This window comes from Leptotrichia hofstadii, assembly GCF_007990525.1.
Lineage (GTDB): Bacteria > Fusobacteriota > Fusobacteriia > Fusobacteriales > Leptotrichiaceae > Leptotrichia > Leptotrichia hofstadii.
Map to the genome: position 1 here is coordinate 1,175,491 of NZ_AP019823.1, position 17,942 is coordinate 1,193,432.

Annotated in this window: 16 protein-coding genes and 1 pseudogene; 16 read left to right on the top strand and 1 reads right to left on the bottom strand. The window is 29.5% G+C overall.

The window, feature by feature from the left end; all coding sequences use genetic code 11:
* The first annotated feature begins 81 nt into the window (after positions 1 to 81).
* From FVE77_RS05530 to FVE77_RS05570, 9 genes are all read left to right on the top strand, one after another.
* Positions 82 to 801 (top strand): phosphatase PAP2 family protein, encoded by a 720-nt coding sequence (locus FVE77_RS05530; protein WP_026746442.1) that lies wholly within the window; start codon positions 82 to 84, stop codon positions 799 to 801.
* Positions 802 to 1,276: 475 nt separating this feature from the next.
* Positions 1,277 to 3,256, top strand: a complete 1,980-nt coding sequence (locus FVE77_RS05535; RefSeq protein WP_172966413.1) for an aconitate hydratase — start codon at positions 1,277 to 1,279, stop codon at positions 3,254 to 3,256.
* Between the two features lie 129 nt (positions 3,257 to 3,385).
* Positions 3,386 to 4,387, top strand: a complete 1,002-nt coding sequence (locus FVE77_RS05540; RefSeq protein ID WP_026746440.1) for an isocitrate/isopropylmalate dehydrogenase family protein — start codon at positions 3,386 to 3,388, stop codon at positions 4,385 to 4,387.
* 9 nt (positions 4,388 to 4,396) lie between these two features.
* Positions 4,397 to 5,728 (top strand): citrate/2-methylcitrate synthase, encoded by a 1,332-nt coding sequence (locus tag FVE77_RS05545; protein WP_026746439.1) that lies wholly within the window; start codon positions 4,397 to 4,399, stop codon positions 5,726 to 5,728.
* 120 nt (positions 5,729 to 5,848) lie between these two features.
* Positions 5,849 to 6,553: a UTRA domain-containing protein gene (locus FVE77_RS05550; RefSeq protein WP_026746438.1), complete on the top strand. Its 705-nt coding sequence runs from the start codon at positions 5,849 to 5,851 to the stop codon at positions 6,551 to 6,553.
* A gap of 37 nt (positions 6,554 to 6,590) precedes the next feature.
* On the top strand, positions 6,591 to 7,274 hold the full coding sequence (locus FVE77_RS05555; protein WP_026746437.1) for a response regulator transcription factor: 684 nt from the start codon (positions 6,591 to 6,593) through the stop codon (positions 7,272 to 7,274).
* Between the two features lie 37 nt (positions 7,275 to 7,311).
* Entirely contained in the window at positions 7,312 to 8,667 is a 1,356-nt protein-coding gene (locus tag FVE77_RS05560; RefSeq protein WP_026746436.1) for a sensor histidine kinase, read from the top strand.
* A 347-nt stretch (positions 8,668 to 9,014) separates the two neighbouring features.
* On the top strand, positions 9,015 to 9,302 hold the full coding sequence (locus FVE77_RS05565; RefSeq protein ID WP_081690325.1) for a PepSY domain-containing protein: 288 nt from the start codon (positions 9,015 to 9,017) through the stop codon (positions 9,300 to 9,302).
* Between the two features lie 29 nt (positions 9,303 to 9,331).
* Positions 9,332 to 9,688, top strand: coding sequence for a PepSY domain-containing protein (locus FVE77_RS05570; RefSeq protein ID WP_026746434.1), 357 nt, complete (start codon positions 9,332 to 9,334; stop codon positions 9,686 to 9,688).
* Positions 9,689 to 10,554: 866 nt separating this feature from the next.
* Here FVE77_RS05570 and FVE77_RS05575 read toward each other — a convergent pair.
* The gene (locus tag FVE77_RS05575; RefSeq protein WP_026746433.1) at positions 10,555 to 11,499 is read right to left on the bottom strand and encodes an ROK family protein; all 945 of its coding nucleotides are present in this window, start codon (positions 11,497 to 11,499) and stop codon (positions 10,555 to 10,557) included.
* A 273-nt stretch (positions 11,500 to 11,772) separates the two neighbouring features.
* On the opposite strand from FVE77_RS05575, the gene FVE77_RS05580 reads away from it, so the two are divergent.
* The 7 genes and pseudogenes from FVE77_RS05580 to FVE77_RS05610 all read left to right on the top strand — a co-directional run bounded on the left by FVE77_RS05580 (position 11,773) and on the right by FVE77_RS05610 (position 17,827).
* Positions 11,773 to 12,420, top strand: coding sequence for a hypothetical protein (locus tag FVE77_RS05580; RefSeq protein WP_026746432.1), 648 nt, complete (start codon positions 11,773 to 11,775; stop codon positions 12,418 to 12,420).
* A 98-nt stretch (positions 12,421 to 12,518) separates the two neighbouring features.
* Positions 12,519 to 13,160, top strand: a complete 642-nt coding sequence (locus tag FVE77_RS05585) for a hypothetical protein (protein WP_026746431.1) — start codon at positions 12,519 to 12,521, stop codon at positions 13,158 to 13,160.
* A 96-nt stretch (positions 13,161 to 13,256) separates the two neighbouring features.
* Entirely contained in the window at positions 13,257 to 13,829 is a 573-nt protein-coding gene (locus tag FVE77_RS05590) for a hypothetical protein (protein ID WP_026746430.1), read from the top strand.
* 636 nt (positions 13,830 to 14,465) lie between these two features.
* Complete coding sequence (locus FVE77_RS05595) at positions 14,466 to 14,795, top strand: hypothetical protein (RefSeq protein WP_026746429.1); 330 nt, start codon at positions 14,466 to 14,468, stop codon at positions 14,793 to 14,795.
* Positions 14,796 to 14,824: 29 nt separating this feature from the next.
* A complete protein-coding gene (locus FVE77_RS05600) occupies positions 14,825 to 15,010 on the top strand; it encodes a hypothetical protein (protein ID WP_026746428.1) in 186 nt (61 codons plus the stop codon).
* Between the two features lie 116 nt (positions 15,011 to 15,126).
* Positions 15,127 to 15,525 (top strand): annotated as a pseudogene (gene tnpA / locus FVE77_RS05605) (IS200/IS605 family transposase); the annotation flags it as partial.
* Positions 15,526 to 15,883: 358 nt separating this feature from the next.
* Positions 15,884 to 17,827, top strand: a complete 1,944-nt coding sequence (locus FVE77_RS05610) for a DKNYY domain-containing protein (RefSeq protein WP_026746427.1) — start codon at positions 15,884 to 15,886, stop codon at positions 17,825 to 17,827.
* Positions 17,828 to 17,942 lie beyond the last annotated feature (115 nt).

Genomic DNA, 17,942 nt, shown 5'->3' on the forward strand with positions numbered 1-17,942 from the left:
TATTATATCTTAATTTTAAGAAAATAAAAAGATATAATCTTAAAATAATTTATTTAATTTAAAACAAAAGAGGAGAAGGTGATGCCATTGCAACTAACTAATCATATTTTTTTTATTGACAGATTCTTTTTTAAACATTTATCATTTTTTTCAGAGTTTAGTATTTTTCATCGTTCAGAAAATCTTGAAAAAATCTTTCGTATTATTACTAAATTTGGAGAAGGATATTTTGAATTATCATTAGTTCTTATATTGTTTTTATTTATTTTTTTAAACAAAAAGAAATCCCATATTTTTAAAAAATACATTGCAGGTATCTTTTTTACTTTACTCTCTACACAAATTACTGTGAATTTATTTAAACTTTTGTTTGGAAGAGCGAGACCTTCAATAACTGCAAATCCAGAGAAATTTTATGGAGTTTTAAGTTTAATAAAAAATAAGTTTCTTTTTGAAGGCGACTATGCCTCCTTTCCTTCGGGACATACAATTACTGTTTGGGGAACAATTTGGATTTTAAGTTTTTTCATAAAAAACAGAGTTCTCAAAATGTTGCTATTTATTTTAGGATTTTTAGTAGGAGTTAGTCGAATTTATTTGATGTATCATTGGACTACTGATGTTATTGCCAGTGTTATCCTTTCATATTTTATCGCAAAATTTGTGCATAAAAAGATATTTGGAAATAAAGAAAGAATTAGAAAAATAAGATTATTTTCTTATGACAGAAAAACAAATATTGGTAAAAAAGATATAATGGCAAATACTTTGAATTATAAAAATAAAAAAATAAAAATTTAAAAACAGGATGATATTTTTATCATCCTGCGCTACATATTATATTTTGAGTTTACATAAAATTATAGACACTGTCTCAACACTGTTCTTAAAAACATCAATTCTTTTTTGGTCATGCAAAATATATTTTGCTCAAGTTAACGGCAATATGATTGGTAACAGTAAAAAATACAACAAAGAAAATGATTAATTAAGATTTGCAGGAAGGACTATTTAATATAGTCTTTTTTTTACTTTTTTCTTGAAAGTTTATTAAATAATATTTTTATAAGCAATTTGTTTGCTACTCAAACAATAAAAAGTTTGATTAAAAAATAAGGTTTGAATATACAAGAAAGCTGTATTTATTGGCTTAAAATAAAAGATTTATAATATATATGCAATTATATAAAAAATATATAATATATATCGTTGACACAATTAACGATTAGTAATATAATGGAAGTATGATTGAAAGTTATGTAAGGAGGGCAATACTATGTCTATGAGTAAAAATTTGAACTCTAATAATATGAGTTTAACATATAAGATTTTAGCTAAAAATCTTTTAAAGGGTGAATTAAAAGCAGGAAATGAAATCGCTGTCAGAGTTCATCAGACACTTACACAGGATTCCACGGGAACGATGGCTTATCTGCAGTTAAATGCTATGGATGTCGATAAAGTTGCAACTGAAATTTCTGTGGCTTATGTCGACCATAATATGCTGCAGTCTAGCTTTGAGAATGCAGATGACCACGAGTTTATTAAAACATCAGCTGAAAAGCACAACATAGTTTTTTCAAAACCTGGAAACGGAATTTGTCACAGATTACATCTGGAAAGATTTGGAAAGCCTGGGAAAATACTGATTGGATCGGATAGCCACACTCCAACTGGAGGAGGACTTGGAATGCTTGCAATTGGAGCGGGAGGACTTGATGTTGCGATTGGAATGGCACGGGGGCTATATTATTTGAAAGTCCCGAAAGTTTATAATATTGAGCTGAGAGGGAAATTGCAGCCTTGGGTGTCGGCTAAAGACGTTATTTTATACGTCTTGAAACAGCTTACAGTAAAAGGTGGAGTCGGATACGTAATGGAATATACTGGAGAAGGTATTAAATCACTGTCAGTTGAGGACAGGGCGACAATTACAAATATGGGAGCTGAATTAGGGGCAACAACGTCAATTTTCCCAAGCGATGAAAAAACAAGGATTTTTTTGGAAAAACAGTCACGTGGAGGAGATTTTGCAGAATTATTGCCTGATGAAAATGCGTTTTATGATGATAAATTAGTTGTCAATCTGGACGAGCTTGTACCACTTGCGGCTTTTCCCCACAGTCCTGACAATGTGCATGAAATTCCAAAGGACAGAAAATTAAAAGTTGATCAGATTGCAATTGGTTCATGTACAAATTCATCGTATTCAGATTTTATGAAGCTTGCAGCAATTTTAGACGGAAAAAAAGTTCATCCAGATGTGAGCCTTGTATTATCGCCAGGTTCAAGCAATATTATGAAAATGATTTCAGAAAATGGTGCATTGGCAAAATTTATAGCGGCCGGAGCAAGATTGCTGGAAGCCGCTTGTGGACCCTGCATTGGAATGGGGCAGGCACCAAAGACGGATGGAATTTCACTTAGAACATTTAACAGAAACTTTAAGGGAAGATGTGGAACAATGAGCGCCGGAGTATATCTGGTAAGTACAGAAACAGCGGCTGCGTCGGCAATTACAGGCTATTTGACAGATCCTAGGGAACTGGGAGCGGAAATTATTGTAGAAGAGCCTGAAAAATTTGAAATATCAGATAACTATTTTATTTTCCCAAATTCAAATGAAGAGGAAGCAAAGAAAGAAAGAGAAGCAGTAAAAATCGTAATGGGACCAAACATTAAGCCATTCCCAATTGGAGAAGAGCTGCAGGACAGTATTGCACGTAAAGTTATCTTAAAGACAGGAGATAACATTACAACAGATGATATTTGCCCATCAAATGCCGCATTGCTGCCATTCCGTTCAAATATTCCAAAATTATCGGAACATTGCTTTGAAACAATAATTCCAGATTTTAAGGAAAGAGCTGAAAAAAATAATGGCGGAATAATTGTCGGTGGAGAAAATTATGGGCAAGGTTCAAGCCGTGAGCATGCCGCATTATTGCCGCTTTATCTTGGCATAAAGGCGGTTATTGCAAAATCCTTTGCAAGAATACATAAGGCAAACCTGATAAACAGCGGAATTATACCGTTGGAGTTTGAGAACGTGGAAGATTATGATAAAATTGATGAGTATGATGAATTACAGCTGTCAGACATTCCAAATTCATTGATAAACGGAAGATTTATAATAAAAAATATTACTAAAAATACTGAATTTCCTGCAAAATTCAATGGTTCAGCGAGAGAACTTAAAATCTTAAAATTTGGTGGCTACTTGAAATTTGCGACAAGTGATGAGTTTTTAAGCTAAGATATTTACTTTAGCTTTATTGTTCAAAATCAAGCTGGTAAAAACATAGAAATTGTGAAAGTTAATTTTAATTTTTGAATTTTGAAGTTTTAATCGTATAGAAAAATAAAATAGAAAGAGTGGTTTATTATGAAGAAAGTTACATTAATACCTGGGGATGGGATTGGATATGAAATATCTGAAAGCTTAGTAGAAATTTTTAAGGCTGCTAAAGTTCCAGTTGAATTTGAAACTGAAAATGCAGGAGCAGATGTTTATGAGAAAACAGGAGAATTAGTACCAGACAGCCTTTATAAAAGTGTTGAAAAAAATAAAATTGCTATAAAAGGACCGATTACAACACCAATTGGAAAAGGATTTAGAAGTATAAATGTGTATCTTAGAAAAAAATACGATTTATATACGAATTTTAGGCCATCAAGAAATTTGCCGGGAATTAAAACTCGGTATGACAATATTAATTTGGCAATTTTTAGGGAAAATACCGAAGGAATTTATATTGGTGAGGAAAAGTATGAAAATGATGAAAAGACAAGCGCGATTGCCATAAAACGAATTACAAGAAAAGGAAGCGAACGTATTATAAGAAGTGCATTTGAATATGCAAAAAATAATGGACTTTCCAAAGTTACGGCTGTACACAAGGCAAATATACTGAAATTTACAGATGGAATGTTTCTGGAAATTGCAAGGGAAGTTTCAAAAAACTATGAAGGAATTGAGCTGGAAGAACTTATTGTTGATAATATGTGCATGCAGCTTGTTACAAATCCAGAAAGATTTAGAGTAATCGTTACGATGAATTTATACGGAGATATTTTATCGGACTTAGTGGCTGGGCTTGTAGGAGGGCTGGGAGTTGCCCCTGGTGCAAATATAGGAGATGATATAGCTATTTTTGAAGCTGTGCATGGCTCTGCACCGGATATTGCGGGGAAAAATAAGGCAAATCCTTTGGCATTGCTGCTATCTTCATTAGAAATGCTAAAATATTTAAAGCTGAATGATTTTGCAGAAAATATAGAAAATGCTATTTTAAAGACATTGGAAGAAGGGTGTAAAACGAAAGATTTGGGTGGAAATGCTGCAACGACTGAATTTACAAAAAAAATTATTGAAAATTTAGGATAGGAGGGCATTATGAAAAGTGATTTTATAAATGAGCTAGGCACGTTATTTAATCAGAATAATTCGATTTCAGACGATATTTACAATAAGCTTGATGTGAAAAGAGGGCTTAGGAATAAAAATGGGACAGGGGTTCTGGTTGGATTAACTAAAATTGGATCAGTTTTAGGGTATTCGGTAAACAAAAAAGGAAAAAAGATTCCAGAAAAAGGAAAACTTTATTATAGGGGAATTTCGATTGACAAACTTGTTAAGCAGTTTGAGGAAGAGAAGACATTTTGCTTTGAAAAAACGATGTTTTTGCTGCTTTTTGGGAAAGTTCCTTCTAATTTTGAATTAAAGATGTTTGTAAGCACGTTGAAAGAGTACAGGCACTTGCCAGATGAATTTATAGAGGATTTTATCTTGCGAAAACCTAGCACAGATATAATGAATCATCTTCAAAGAGCTGTTTTATGCCTGTACACGTTGGATGAAAATCCGGATGACGTGAGTTTATCAAATTTGATAGATCAGTCTTTAAATTTAATTGCAAAATTTCCAAGTTTATTAGTATACTGTTATCAGGCATGCAATTACAAGCATTTTAAAAAGAGCTTGATAATTCATAATCCAATGGAGGAATACAGCATTGCTGAAAATATTCTTCATATGCTTAGAAGCGACAGCAAATTTACAAAACTGGAATCTGAAATACTGGACTTAATATTGGTTATACATGCAGAACACGGTGGTGGAAATAATTCGACATTCACTTCGCACGTAATTTCTTCCACAAGAACAGATACCTATTCTTCAATTTCTGCTTCAATTGGTTCATTAAAAGGGCCTATGCATGGTGGAGCAAATTCAATGGTTACAAAAATGATAGAAGATATGAAAAAAAATTCAAATCCTTATGATGAAATAAAATTAAAAGAATATTTGAAAAAAATATTTGAGAAAAAAGCATTTGACAAGACAGGGCGAATTTATGGAATGGGGCATGCAGTTTATACAGTTTCAGACCCACGTGCTGAAATTTTGAAAAAAAAGGCTTACGAACTGGCAAAGGAAAAAGATGCGCTTGAAGAATTTGAGCTTTTTTCAAATGTTGAAAAATTTACGAAAGAAATTGGGAAAGAATTAAAAGGCAAGGATTTTGAAATTTGTGCAAATGTTGATTTGTATTCAGGATTTGTGTATAGACTTCTGAATATCCCGCAAAACATATTTACACCATTATTTGCATTGTCGAGAATAGCCAGTTGGAATGCACATAGGATGGAGCAGATTCTTGTGGATAAAAAATTGATCCGTCCAGCATACAAGGCAATTGATGAAGATGGAAATATATTTTTATAATTATTTTTTTAGAACAGGGAGAAAATTTTATTCTCCTTGTTTTTATATGTTTTTTGCCATTGTCATTTTGCAATTTATGGGCTATAATAAAATTGATATTTCTTGAAAGGAGATATGCCTGTGAGCAAATATAAAGAAGTTTATAATGATATAAAAGAAAAAATAACAAATGGGACATTCAAGGCTGGGGAATTTTTAAAAAGTGAATCAGATTTGGCACATAAATATTCGTATTCTAAAGATACTATAAGAAAAGCACTTTCCATGCTTGAATTAGATGGATATATTCAAAAAATAAAAGGTAAAAATTCCATGGTTTTAGAAAATGGACGTTTTAAAAATAGCTTATCAAACTTGAGAACTTCAAAAGAACTTAATAAAATTGAAAATATTGATATTCATACTAACTTAATTGAAATGGAAGTTGTTAGTGGAATTAAGGAAATTATGGATGTTTTTGAAGTGTCTGCTGATGTTTCATTTTACAAGGTTTCACGTACTCGTGTACTGGATGGGGAAGCACTTGAGTATGAAATTACATATTTGGATAAAAGAGTTGTACCTTTCTTGGATAAAAAAATTGCTGAAAGTTCAATTTATAATTATCTGGAAAAAAAATTACATTTAAAAATATCGCATTCACGAAGGGAAATAAAATTTAGATATGCTACTGAAGATGAAAAAAAATACATGGATTTAAAAAATTTTGATTCAGTTGTTGTTATAGAAAGCCATACATACTTATCTAATGGAACTTTATTTCAATATGGTATAAATTCTTATAGACCTGATAAATTTGCTTTTTCAACAGTAGCCAAAAGATAACGCTGTTAGAAAAAATTGTAAGGAGGTTTTTTGAAAAATGAGAATTTTAGTAATTGAAGATGAAAAAAATTTGAATGATATAATTGTAAAAAAGCTGGTATTGGAAAAATATTGTGTAGATAGCTGTCTTAATGGAAAAGATGCGCTTGATTATATTTTTTCTGTTGAGTATGATGCCATTGTTTCTGACATTATGCTTCCAGGAATAGATGGATTTGAAATTTTGAGAAGAATAAGGGAGAAGGGGATAAAAACGCCAGTTTTACTTCTTACTGCAAGAGATGGGATAGAAGACAGGGTAAAAGGGCTTGACTATGGAGCCGACGACTATCTTGTAAAACCGTTTGCCTTTGACGAGCTTATGGCTAGAGTAAGGGTTCTTTTACGTAGAAATCCCTCGACTAATAATTCCAATGCAAGTAATGTTTTTTCAATTGCAAATTTAACTGTTAATTGCAATTCTCACGATGTTTTTCGAGATAAGACACCAATAAAGCTGTCAACTAGGGAATTTACAATTTTGGAATACATGATCAGGAATAAGGAACGTGTGCTTTCAAGAGAGCAAATTGAGCAGCATATTTGGAATTACGATTATGAGGGCGGTACAAATGTTATTGATGTTTATATCAGATATTTAAGAAGAAAAATTGACAAGGATTTTGAACCTAAATTAATTCATACAATCCGTGGGGTTGGATATGTGTTAAAGGCTGAATAGGTTTTAAATCTTAAATAAAAAGGAATAGAAATAAACAATGAAAAGATTTTTTAATAACAGTTCGATAAAGTTGAAAATTGGATTATGGTACATGGGAATTATGATTCTGCTTGTATTTTCGTCGCTGGCTATAGTTTTTTATATAAGCGAAAATATTATCCATTCAAGTGTACGAACTTATCTAAAAGATGTTGTAATTCATAGGCTTGACTATTTGACTATAAAAAATGGGGAAATTATAATTGACAGCAACTTTGATACAATGATTCAGAATGTGGAAATTGCCATTTATGATAAGGATTTCAAGTTTCTTTACGGAAATTCGCCAAATGGCTTTGAGATGGATAACAGGAAGTCAAAGGATGATAAAATTATGATTATAAGAAGCAATAATCAGAAATGGTATGTCTATAACAAGACAATTGAGCTTGGAAGTTATGGAAAAGTATGGATTCGAGGAGTAATGCCTAATATTGGGCAAGCAAGCGCCATTGAAACGGTTATTCAGATTTCCTTTGTAATTTTGCCGTTTTTTCTTATACTTTCAGCAATTGGAGGCTACATTATTACCAAAAATGCCTTTACACCGATTGAAAAGATTAGAAGAATTGCAGAAAAAATCAATGAGGGAAATGACTTGTCACAGCGAATAAATCTTGGAAAAGGAGATGATGAGCTTCATACGCTTGCAAATACCTTTGATGTGATGTTTGACAGGCTTCAGACATCCTTTGAGAATGAAGTCCAGTTTACTTCTGATGTTTCGCATGAGTTAAGAACGCCAATTACAGTAATTCTGACGCAGGCAGAGTATGGAAAAGGCTATATAAGTTCGGTTGAAGAGGCACAGAAATCCTTTGGAATTATTGAAAAAGAAGGGCAGAAAATGTCAAAACTGGTATCACAATTACTAACTTTAGCAAGAATGGAACGGGGAAGACAAAAGCTGAATCTTGAGAACATTAATTTAAGCGAACTAATCGAAATGACTGTTGAAACTCAGACTTTAAGCGCAAAAAGTAAAAATATAAAATTTATCACAAAAATAATGCCTGAAATTTATGCAAATATTGATGAAATGATGATTATGCGAGTTTTTACAAATCTAATTTCAAATGCAATTTCGTATGGAAAACAGAACGGAACAGTTACCGTTGAACTTTTTTTGAAAGAAGATAAAATTATAAGCAAAATTTCAGATGACGGAATAGGCATTTCAGAAGACAAGCTGGATAAGATATGGCTGAGATTTTATCAAGTAGATCCGTCTAAAAATGGAGATAATTCAGGACTCGGGCTTTCAATGGTAAAAAAGATTGTGGAACTGCATAAAGGGGAAATTTTTGTGGAAAGTGAACTTGGGAAAGGGACAACTTTTACAATAATTTTATAAAATCTGAAAAAATCAAAAAAATTTTTACACTCTAAAATAGTGATAAATAGTGGACAATATGCAAAACTGAAAAAATTTTTTTTAAAAAATGTAAAAAAATTAAAAGTTCTCATTTTTCTTTAATGTTTATATGGTACTATTATCTTGTCAGAAGGAGACGGACAATAGTTCAATTTTAGAACAAATTACTCGAGTAAAAAATAATCAGTAAATTACTGTGAAAAAATGAAAAAATTAGTTAGTTATCAATTCAGAAAGGAAAGGAGGGAACTTGTCAGGTAATTGTATATTGAAGAAAAAAGAGAAATAAATATTAGACAGAATTAAAAAGAAGGGGATGAAAAGCTATGATGAAAAACAAATTACTAATATCAATGTTATCTGGAGTTTTAATTATCAATATAATGAGTTTTTCGGCTATGAAGGATCGTAAAAAAATACCAGCGGTAAAAGCGAAACAAATAGCTCTAGCTAGAATCCCCGGAGCAACATTTGCAAATGTCCTGGAATTTGATTCAGGAAACAGCAAATTTTACAAAGGGCAGATTAATTACAGAAATACTGTCTACAATTTTGAAATAGATGTCTATACTGGAAAGATTATTAATTGGAGTGAAGAAAAAAGTAATAGATAAAAATAAAAAAGAGTTTATGGAGAAAAAATATGATAGATAAAAAAATAATAAAAAAGGGAAATTTAAATTATACAATTACACTGATGGTTTTCTTGCTTTCTGTCAACCTTTTGGCAAAAGGAAACACTAACTATGTTAAAAAGGAGAAATTAGTTCCGATGGTAAACATAAAAACATCCAACGGACAGATAACGCCAAGCAGGGCAAAGGAAATCGCATTGGGACACGCTGGAGTCTCAGAAGGTTCAGCTAATTTTAAAAAAATAAAATTAGATAATAAAAATGGAAGACCTGCCTATGAAATAGAGTTTATCGCAAATAATTCCAGATACGAATTTAGCATTGATGCTGGAAATGGCTCAATTATAAAATTTGAAAAGAGATAAAATAAAAATAAAGACTATATGGAAAATTAATAATAATCTATATAGTCTTTTTATAATATTTAAATTCTATGGTGTTTTGTACTATTTCCCATTTAAATAGCAGAAATCAGAAAATTCATGAAATTAAAGCCTTTTTTACAAGATTATATTATTATATGATCTATGGAGCTATTAAAATATCTTTTAATTAAATTCAATCATTAAGTATCCATATAAGGGATTTTTATTTAGATTTTAAAAAATTGCTTATTATTAATAAATATTTTTTCATAATCTTATGTTTTTTCTTTTTATAAGGCAAGGGAAATCAGTCGCCATTTCCCTTGCAACCCTGGCTCGTCTAAGCATTTTTTTGAAATAAAAACGAAACTCGCTAACGCTCAGACAACCGTTTTTATTCCAAAAAAATCACGACATTCTATACTAAATTATAGAGATTATTATATTTAAATTCTAGACTTTTGTATTTAGAAAATATTAAATAAGCAAAATTTCGTTAAAGGAAAAATAACTGTTTGAGCGTAGTTTTACGAAGCGAGTTTTATTTTTTCTTTATAAGAAAGTTTTGCGTGAGCGGGGTTGTAAGGGCATGGCGTTTGATGCCCTTACGTTACAAAAAAATTGAATAAAAAAATAGAAAAACTATTATTAATCATAATACTTATAAATTAAATTATAAAAGTTCTTAAGATAGATACTTAAAAATTAATTATATGATTTGATTACTACTTTTTAATGGTATTTAGTATTAAATAATAAAGCAGAGTTATTATAAGTTTTTTTTTTCAAGGTTAAATAGTTTATCAGTTAAATAAAAGATAATTTTTTTGAAAAGAGCTTCGTATTAATCTTATTCTAGCTGTAAATTACATTATTCCAAGATAAGCGGCACCTAAAATTCCTGCGTCATTTCCAAGAGTTGCTGTAACAATTTTTAAATTTTCCAAAATTGATGGGAACGCCACGTCTTTTAATTTTTCTTTTACACGGTCAAACAGAAAGTCTCCGGCAAGCGCAACTCCTCCGCCAACTACTACAATTTCAGGATCTAATATGCTAAGCAGATTTCCAATTCCCAATGCTAATTTTTCTGCTTCATAATCTACAATGTCAATTGAAAATTCATCTCCTTTTTTAGCCGCGTCAAATACATCCTTTGCTTCTAAATCCCTACCTTTTGTCATTTCATAAAGCAAGTTTTGTCTATTTACTGCAAGACGGCTTTTTGCTTCACGAATTATTCCTGTAGCAGAAGCGTATGCTTCCCAGCATCCTTTTTGCCCACATCCGCATAATTTTCCGTTTGGCTCAATTTTAATATGTCCAACTTCTCCACCTGCTCCGTGTTCTCCACTTACAAGTTTTCCGTCAACAATAATTCCACCACCAATTCCAGTTCCTACAGCAAGCCCTAATACATTTTTATATCCTTGCGCAGCACCTTTCCACATTTCTCCAAGTGTAATTACATTAACATCATTATCAGCTTTTACTGGCTTACCAAGATTTTTTTCAAATTCCAATGCCAAATCTACTCCGTGTTTCCAAGGGAAATTTGCCCAAAACTTAACAACTCTGGAATTTAACACAGGTCCTGGCACTCCGACTCCAACTGATACGACATCATCAAAATTAATATTGCTTCCTTCAATTTGAGTAATCAGAATTTTTGATAATCTTTGAATTGTTTCAGAAAAACCTTCCATTGAATCAGTTTTTACCATGGTTGTAAAAATGATATTCCCTTTTTCATCAACAAGTCCAATTTTTGTATTAGTTCCTCCCAAGTCAATTCCTACATAATATTTCATATTTCCTCCTAAGTCTAATTTTATTTTATTTACACAACGCATAGCAAAACATCTTTAAAATTAATTATTTTATCAATATAAGTTTACCTTATTTCTTCTACTTTTTCAATATTTTACAAAAATTTTTTTTAATGATATAATGAAAATATATTTTTTAAATACAGATATTTATTTTAAAGAAGCAATAATGATAAAAAGCAAATATTTTATAAGTACTAAATTATTTATATAGATGGTGAAAATAAATTTCAGGAAAGGAAAAGCTGTAATAAAGTGAATGAAATAAAAAAAGGAATAATAATAGGTTTGTTGTTAACGTGTATTTACAGTATAGGGGCATATATTTATAAAAGTCAAGCTAAAAAGAAAACTGAAATTGGAATAAAAGACAGAAAAAATAATGAAACAAGTAAAGAAAATGCAGAAAAAGAAATTAATACACAGAACTTACAAAATGAAAATGATAAGATAATTAATGGCTATAGATATAAAAATGGCTATGTATATAAATGGTCAGATAATGAGAAATCTGCATTTGTAAAAAGAAGCCTTGGATATGAAAAAAGATTTTCAAAAACAACAAGTCAAGAAGAGCTGGACAATGGATTAAAATCGGAATATTGCGATGCAATAAAGGAAATTGAGAAAGTTGACCAGAAAATAGTTCCTGGAACTGATATTCCTTTTAGAAAGGCAACTTATACACAGGTGGATGATGCATATAAGAAATACTTGCAAAAAATAGCTCAAATAAGACAGGTGGTTTCTATTATAAAACCAGATAACCTAGATAACGAGATATACTTTGAAACTCGTATAAAGTGTTGGTATAAAGGAACTAACTGGAATAATGCCAATTCAAAATTCAAGCATTTGGCAAGAGATTTTTATAGTGAGGAAGTTAATGATTATTACAAATAATTCATTAATTTTAAGGTATGAAAATTTATAAGAAGATAAAAATATATTTACAGAAAGGAAGATATGATATTTAGTTTGTTATCATCGCTAAGTAAAAAATGGAAATAGGGAAAATACTAAGTGAAATAAAAAAAGGTACAATAATAGGATTGCTATTGATAAGTTTTTATGGCATAGGAGTATATGTTTATAAGAATAGAAATAAAGTAGAAACTAAAATTGAAATAAAAGACAGAGAAAATAATGAAATAAGTAAAGAAGATACAGTAAAAGACATTGACGCAAAGAATAAAAATGATAAGATAATCAATGGCTATAGACATAAAAACGGCTATGTATATAAATGGTCAGATAATGAAAAATCTGCATTTGTAAAAAGAAGCCTTGGGTATGAAAAAAGGTTTTCAAAAACAGCAGATCAAGAAGAGTTGGAAAACGGTTTAAAAAAGGAATATTGCGATGCAATAAAGGAAATTGAGAAAGTTGACCAGAAAATAGTTCCTGGAACTGATATTCCTTTTAGAAAAGCAACTTATACACAGGTGGATGATGCCTATAAGGAATACTTGCAAAAAATATCTCAAATAAGACAGGTAGTTCGTGCTATATTGCCGGATAACAAGGAAGCTTTTGAATATCATATAAAGTGCAGATATAAAGGAACTAACTGGAATAATAAAAATTCGGAATATTCAGTAGCTAGTTTTTATAACGCAGAAGTTAATGATTACTACAAATAATTCATTAATTTTAAGCTGTAAAAAGTTTTGAAATACCATGTATATTTACGGAAAGGAAAATATGACAGTTAATACACTGTCATAAATAAATATAGAATGAGAAGTGGAAATATTGAAAAAATACTGACAGAAGTAAAAAAAGGGATTGTAATAGGTTTATTATTAACAGGTCTTTATGGTGTGGGGGCATATATTTATAAAAGTCAGACTAAAAATGCAGCAGAATCTAAAAATGAAATAAAAGATAATGACAAAAATAATGGAGATACTGAAGCTGGTTATGAAATTTACGGATATAGATATAAAAATGAAGGTGATAAAGAATCTAAAGTTTTAAAAAGAAACTTAGGTTATGAAAAAAGGATTGCAGAAGCAGTAAATAAAGAAGAAGTCCATAGTAAACTAAAATCAGAATACTGCGCCGCGATAGCCGAAATAAAAAAAGTTGATAAAAAAATAATGCCAGGTACAAATATTCTTTTTGCACAAGCTGCCTATACTCAAGTAAAGGATTCCTATGAAGAATATTTGCAAAAGATAGCTCAAATAAAACAAGCAGTATTAACAATGGAAAATAAAGATATAGAAAGCGAGACAGGGTGTTATTATGAACCGACCAGATGGGACAAAGTAAATAATTTAAACTATAGATTGAAGAATTTTCTTTAGCAGGCGTGTATTGGCTATAAAAGCTGAAATAATTATAGCGTTTGGATTTTTAGAAAAATTTAAATACATTTAAATATAGAAAAGCTATTTTGGGATAATATTTATTTCCTAGGATAGCTTTTTTTGTTTATTAAATATTAGGTCAATTTATACATATTTTAAAATATTCCATGAAAAATTTATTAATATAAAAATAGAACACTTTGCATAACTTATTTCAAAAAGCTATAAAATAGTATATTTATCGAATCGTTTTTGTGAACATAATTATATTTATGTAAAAAAATAAATATTTTTAAAATAATATATTGACATATTATATAAAATACGGTATAATATTTCTGTAATTATAGAAGATAATATTTTTTATGAGAGTAATTCGTACAAATAAATATTTGTTTTTATAAATTTTAACTCTATATAAAAAGAAAGAGAGGATATTTTTTAAATAAGATAAAAAATTTAGAAATACAATAATAAAAATTTTTACATAATTAGCGCACAAAAAGAAATTTTATAAAAAAATTTAGTTTTTATTTTTCAAACACAAAGAATATGCCCCCTATTTTTTACTTTTAAAAAAAGTTAGAAGGGCATGATATAAGGAAAATTAATTAAATAAATCTGGAGGTATTTATGAAAAGTAAACTAAAACTAATAGTATTAGTAACTATGATTAATTTAAACTGTGTGAGCTATTTTTCTAATTTTTGTAAAGTGGCTGGAGGAAAGAATACAAGTAAAAAAAGAATTTGTACTTTTTATAAAATGGGTAAAAAATTATTTGGCGAATCTAGCAAGGTGCTTGGAATTGTACTTGATATGGGTATTAATGGAAATAGAACTGTTAGTAAAAAGACAAAAACAAAGACAAAGAAAGGTAAAAATTTAAAAACAGATGCTGAAAAGATAAGCAGTACAGAAACTGCAAAAGAACCAAAGGGAAAAAATAAAAAACAAATTTAAGATAAAGAATGAGTAAGGAGAGATCGAATATGAATAAAACAAAAAAATTAATGCTAGCGATATTTTCGTTAATTGCTATTGTAAGTTGTGGAGAAGCAGGTAAAAGCGGTGATTCAGGAAGTAGTACATTAGCAACAACCCCCTACTATCCCAAATTCAGAAAGTACAAGTTATTCAATACAAATACTTGGTATTCTAGATTTTTCAAAATTTAATATGAATGAATAATTTGACCATACTGAAAATGATATAGAGTTGTTTAAGCTGTTATTAATGGAAGGAAAGTATTTAATGGCTAATAGAACTAAATAGACTGTCTCATATTAAATGGATGTGTAAGTGTGTCATATAGTATTTACACCTAAGTATAGACGAAAAATTATATATAGTCAATACAGAAAAAGTGTGGGAGAAATTTTAAGAATATTATGTGAATATAAAGGAGTTGAAATAATAGAAGGATATCTGATGATATGCTGGTAAGCATATGACCGAAAATAAGTGTATCAAGTTTTATGGGATATTTGAAGGGGAAAAGTGCATTGATGATGTTTGGCATGCAAACTTAAAGTATAAATTTGGAAACAGACATTTTTGGTCAGAAGGATATTATGCAAGTACAGTAGGTTTAAATGAAACAACAATAAAAAAATATATAGCCAAACAGGAGAAACATGATATAGCGATGAACAAATTAAGTGTAAAAGAAGATGAAGTCCCTTTTAGGGGTGGTCTTGACTTTATGCCAATAATCGGATTTGTGTATGATGTGCTTTTAATACTGTTATTAATATTGAAAATTACAAAATTAAATAAAGAAAATCGAACAAATGAACTAAAAAGAATAAATTATCTATCAGTAATAATAGGATGCTGTATGTGAATTTTTTTTAAAATATGTTATTATTATTTTAATTATTTTCCTAATTCAGTGTATGGAATTTTTATAGATTCACTGTTATTATCGGATTTAAGGGAGATTACTTTATTAATATCAGCTATCACAAATGGAATTCTTATCTTTAAAAGAAAGAAGAGTAATAAAAAATATTAAATTATTTAAAAAAAATTTGGCTGGAGGGATTTTTATGAAAAGTAAATTTTTTAAAGTTGTATTGGGGGTATTTATTTTAGCTAATTTGGGAATGGCGGAATATGTGAAAAAGAATAATGAAATTTATTATAAGTATTCTAAAGAAGACGATATAGGGATTAAAGTAAAAAATGTTGATTTGAATACATTTAAAATATTGAATGATAAATATGCAAAAGATGATAAAAGTGTTTATTTTTCAGGAAATAAATCGTATGAAGATGTGGACAGTAAAACTTTTGAAGTGTTGCCAAACTATTATTCAAAAGATAAAAATAATGTTTATAGGCCAATTAATGAATGGATCCGCAAAATAAATGGAGCAAATCCAAAAACAATAAAAGCTTTGGGTTATTTTTATTCAAAAGATGATAAAAATGTGTTCTATGGTTCAGATAAAATTTTAAATGCAGATGTAAATTCGTTTGTGGTTCTGGAGGGAGACCATAGTTATGCAAAAGACAAAAATTCAGTCTACTATTCAGGAGAAAAAATTGAAGGTGCGAATCCAAAAACATTTAAAATAATTTCGGATGGAATGTATTCAAAGGATGATAAAAATGTGTATGCGGCAGTAGACATTATAAAAGGTGCAGATCCTCAAACTTTTAGAAGAATTTCTGAAACAAATTATGCCAGAGATAAGAATAACCTGTATTATTACTTTGGAGATGTTAAAAATCTTGGGAAAATAAATGAAAAAGATTTTAAAGTTTTGGATAGTGATTTGGTTAAAAATGGAAATGAAATCTACTATTTGGGAGAAAAAGCGAATATAAAAAATCCTGAAAAATTTGAACCAATAAAAGCTTCAGATGATAAACGTATTCTTTATGGAAAAGATGATGAAAATGTATATGCAGTAACGTCAGATGAAAAGCATGGATATTTCAAGGTTATAAAAAATGCTGATAAAGATACTTTTGAAGTAATGGAGAAAGATACCAGATATTCAAAAGATAAAAATAATGTTTATTATGCAGGGTATAATGTTGTGCAGTTACAGGATGTAGATAAAAATAGTTTTACTATTGTAGAAGATGAAGATTTTTCATACGATAAAAAAAATGTTTATTATGCAGGAAGAAAACTGAATGATATAAGTCCAAATGGCTTTAAAGTTACAAGACTGGTTAATAGACGAAATATACCACTTAATTTTTTAAATGACAATAAGAATATATACAAACTTATTGACATATTTGATGAAGAAACTGGCGAGCTGAAAAGTGTAAAAACAGCCGTTGTAAAAAGGCCTAAAGTAGATTCTAAAACTTTTGAAATATTTAGTTATTCGGAAAATTATTTCCGTGATAAAAATAACGTGTATTATGAAAATGAATTGTATAAAATGGGCTTGAAAAAAATAGAAGGTGCAGATAGAAACAGTTTTGAAGTTTTGAATGATGAATTTTCAAAAGACAAAAACAATGTCTATTATTATGGAAATAAAATGAAAGGTATAAGTCCAGTTGGATTGGAGTTTGTGGATAGTAACTTTAAAAATGGTGAAGATATTATTTCTTTTCTTAAAACTAAAGATAAAGTTTATGCCTTGAAAACTAGAACTGGTAAAGAAGCATACGAAATAGTCCCTTTAAATTTTGACGCAACTTCTTTTAAAGATTCCAATGCTGATTATCCGTATGGATCTAAATTTGAGGGTTATTTTCAGGACAAAAACGGAGTTTATTATTTTGACATGTCTAAATTGGATAAATTAACTCCAAATAATATTTTTTCAAAAGTAGAAGGTGCTGATACTTCGTCATTTGTACAGTTAATGTTTGGTTATGCAAAGGATAAGAAGAAGGTATATCGTGGGAATCAGGAAATTAAAGGTGCAGATCCAGAAAGTTTTAAAATAATTGAGACAAGCGGGAAAGTTATAGTAAAGGATAAAAATAGGGCTTACAGGGAAATAAAAGAAGAATTTTAAATTGCACAGAAAAAGTTAGTGAAATTTAGTGATAAATATGCTATAATACAATAAATTTCCTGAACGTATTAAAAACATATTTAATATTAAATATAATTTGATAAGAAAATAAGGA

Excerpts from the sequence above, each read along its gene's own strand:
- FVE77_RS05600 (WP_026746428.1), top strand. The coding sequence starts at position 14,825 with ATGAATAAAACAAAAAAATTAATGCTAGCGATATTTTCGTTAATTGCT.
- FVE77_RS05555 (WP_026746437.1), top strand. The coding sequence starts at position 6,591 with ATGAGAATTTTAGTAATTGAAGATGAAAAAAATTTGAATGATATAATT.
- FVE77_RS05530 (WP_026746442.1), top strand. The coding sequence starts at position 82 with ATGCCATTGCAACTAACTAATCATATTTTTTTTATTGACAGATTCTTT.
- FVE77_RS05565 (WP_081690325.1), top strand. The coding sequence starts at position 9,015 with ATGATGAAAAACAAATTACTAATATCAATGTTATCTGGAGTTTTAATT.
- FVE77_RS05535 (WP_172966413.1), top strand. The coding sequence starts at position 1,277 with ATGTCTATGAGTAAAAATTTGAACTCTAATAATATGAGTTTAACATAT.
- FVE77_RS05590 (WP_026746430.1), top strand. The coding sequence starts at position 13,257 with ATGAGAAGTGGAAATATTGAAAAAATACTGACAGAAGTAAAAAAAGGG.
- FVE77_RS05595 (WP_026746429.1), top strand. The coding sequence starts at position 14,466 with ATGAAAAGTAAACTAAAACTAATAGTATTAGTAACTATGATTAATTTA.
- FVE77_RS05540 (WP_026746440.1), top strand. The coding sequence starts at position 3,386 with ATGAAGAAAGTTACATTAATACCTGGGGATGGGATTGGATATGAAATA.
- FVE77_RS05560 (WP_026746436.1), top strand. The coding sequence starts at position 7,312 with ATGAAAAGATTTTTTAATAACAGTTCGATAAAGTTGAAAATTGGATTA.
- FVE77_RS05585 (WP_026746431.1), top strand. The coding sequence starts at position 12,519 with ATGGAAATAGGGAAAATACTAAGTGAAATAAAAAAAGGTACAATAATA.
- FVE77_RS05610 (WP_026746427.1), top strand. The coding sequence starts at position 15,884 with ATGAAAAGTAAATTTTTTAAAGTTGTATTGGGGGTATTTATTTTAGCT.
- FVE77_RS05570 (WP_026746434.1), top strand. The coding sequence starts at position 9,332 with ATGATAGATAAAAAAATAATAAAAAAGGGAAATTTAAATTATACAATT.
- FVE77_RS05545 (WP_026746439.1), top strand. The coding sequence starts at position 4,397 with ATGAAAAGTGATTTTATAAATGAGCTAGGCACGTTATTTAATCAGAAT.
- FVE77_RS05575 (WP_026746433.1), bottom strand. The coding sequence starts at position 11,499 with ATGAAATATTATGTAGGAATTGACTTGGGAGGAACTAATACAAAAATT.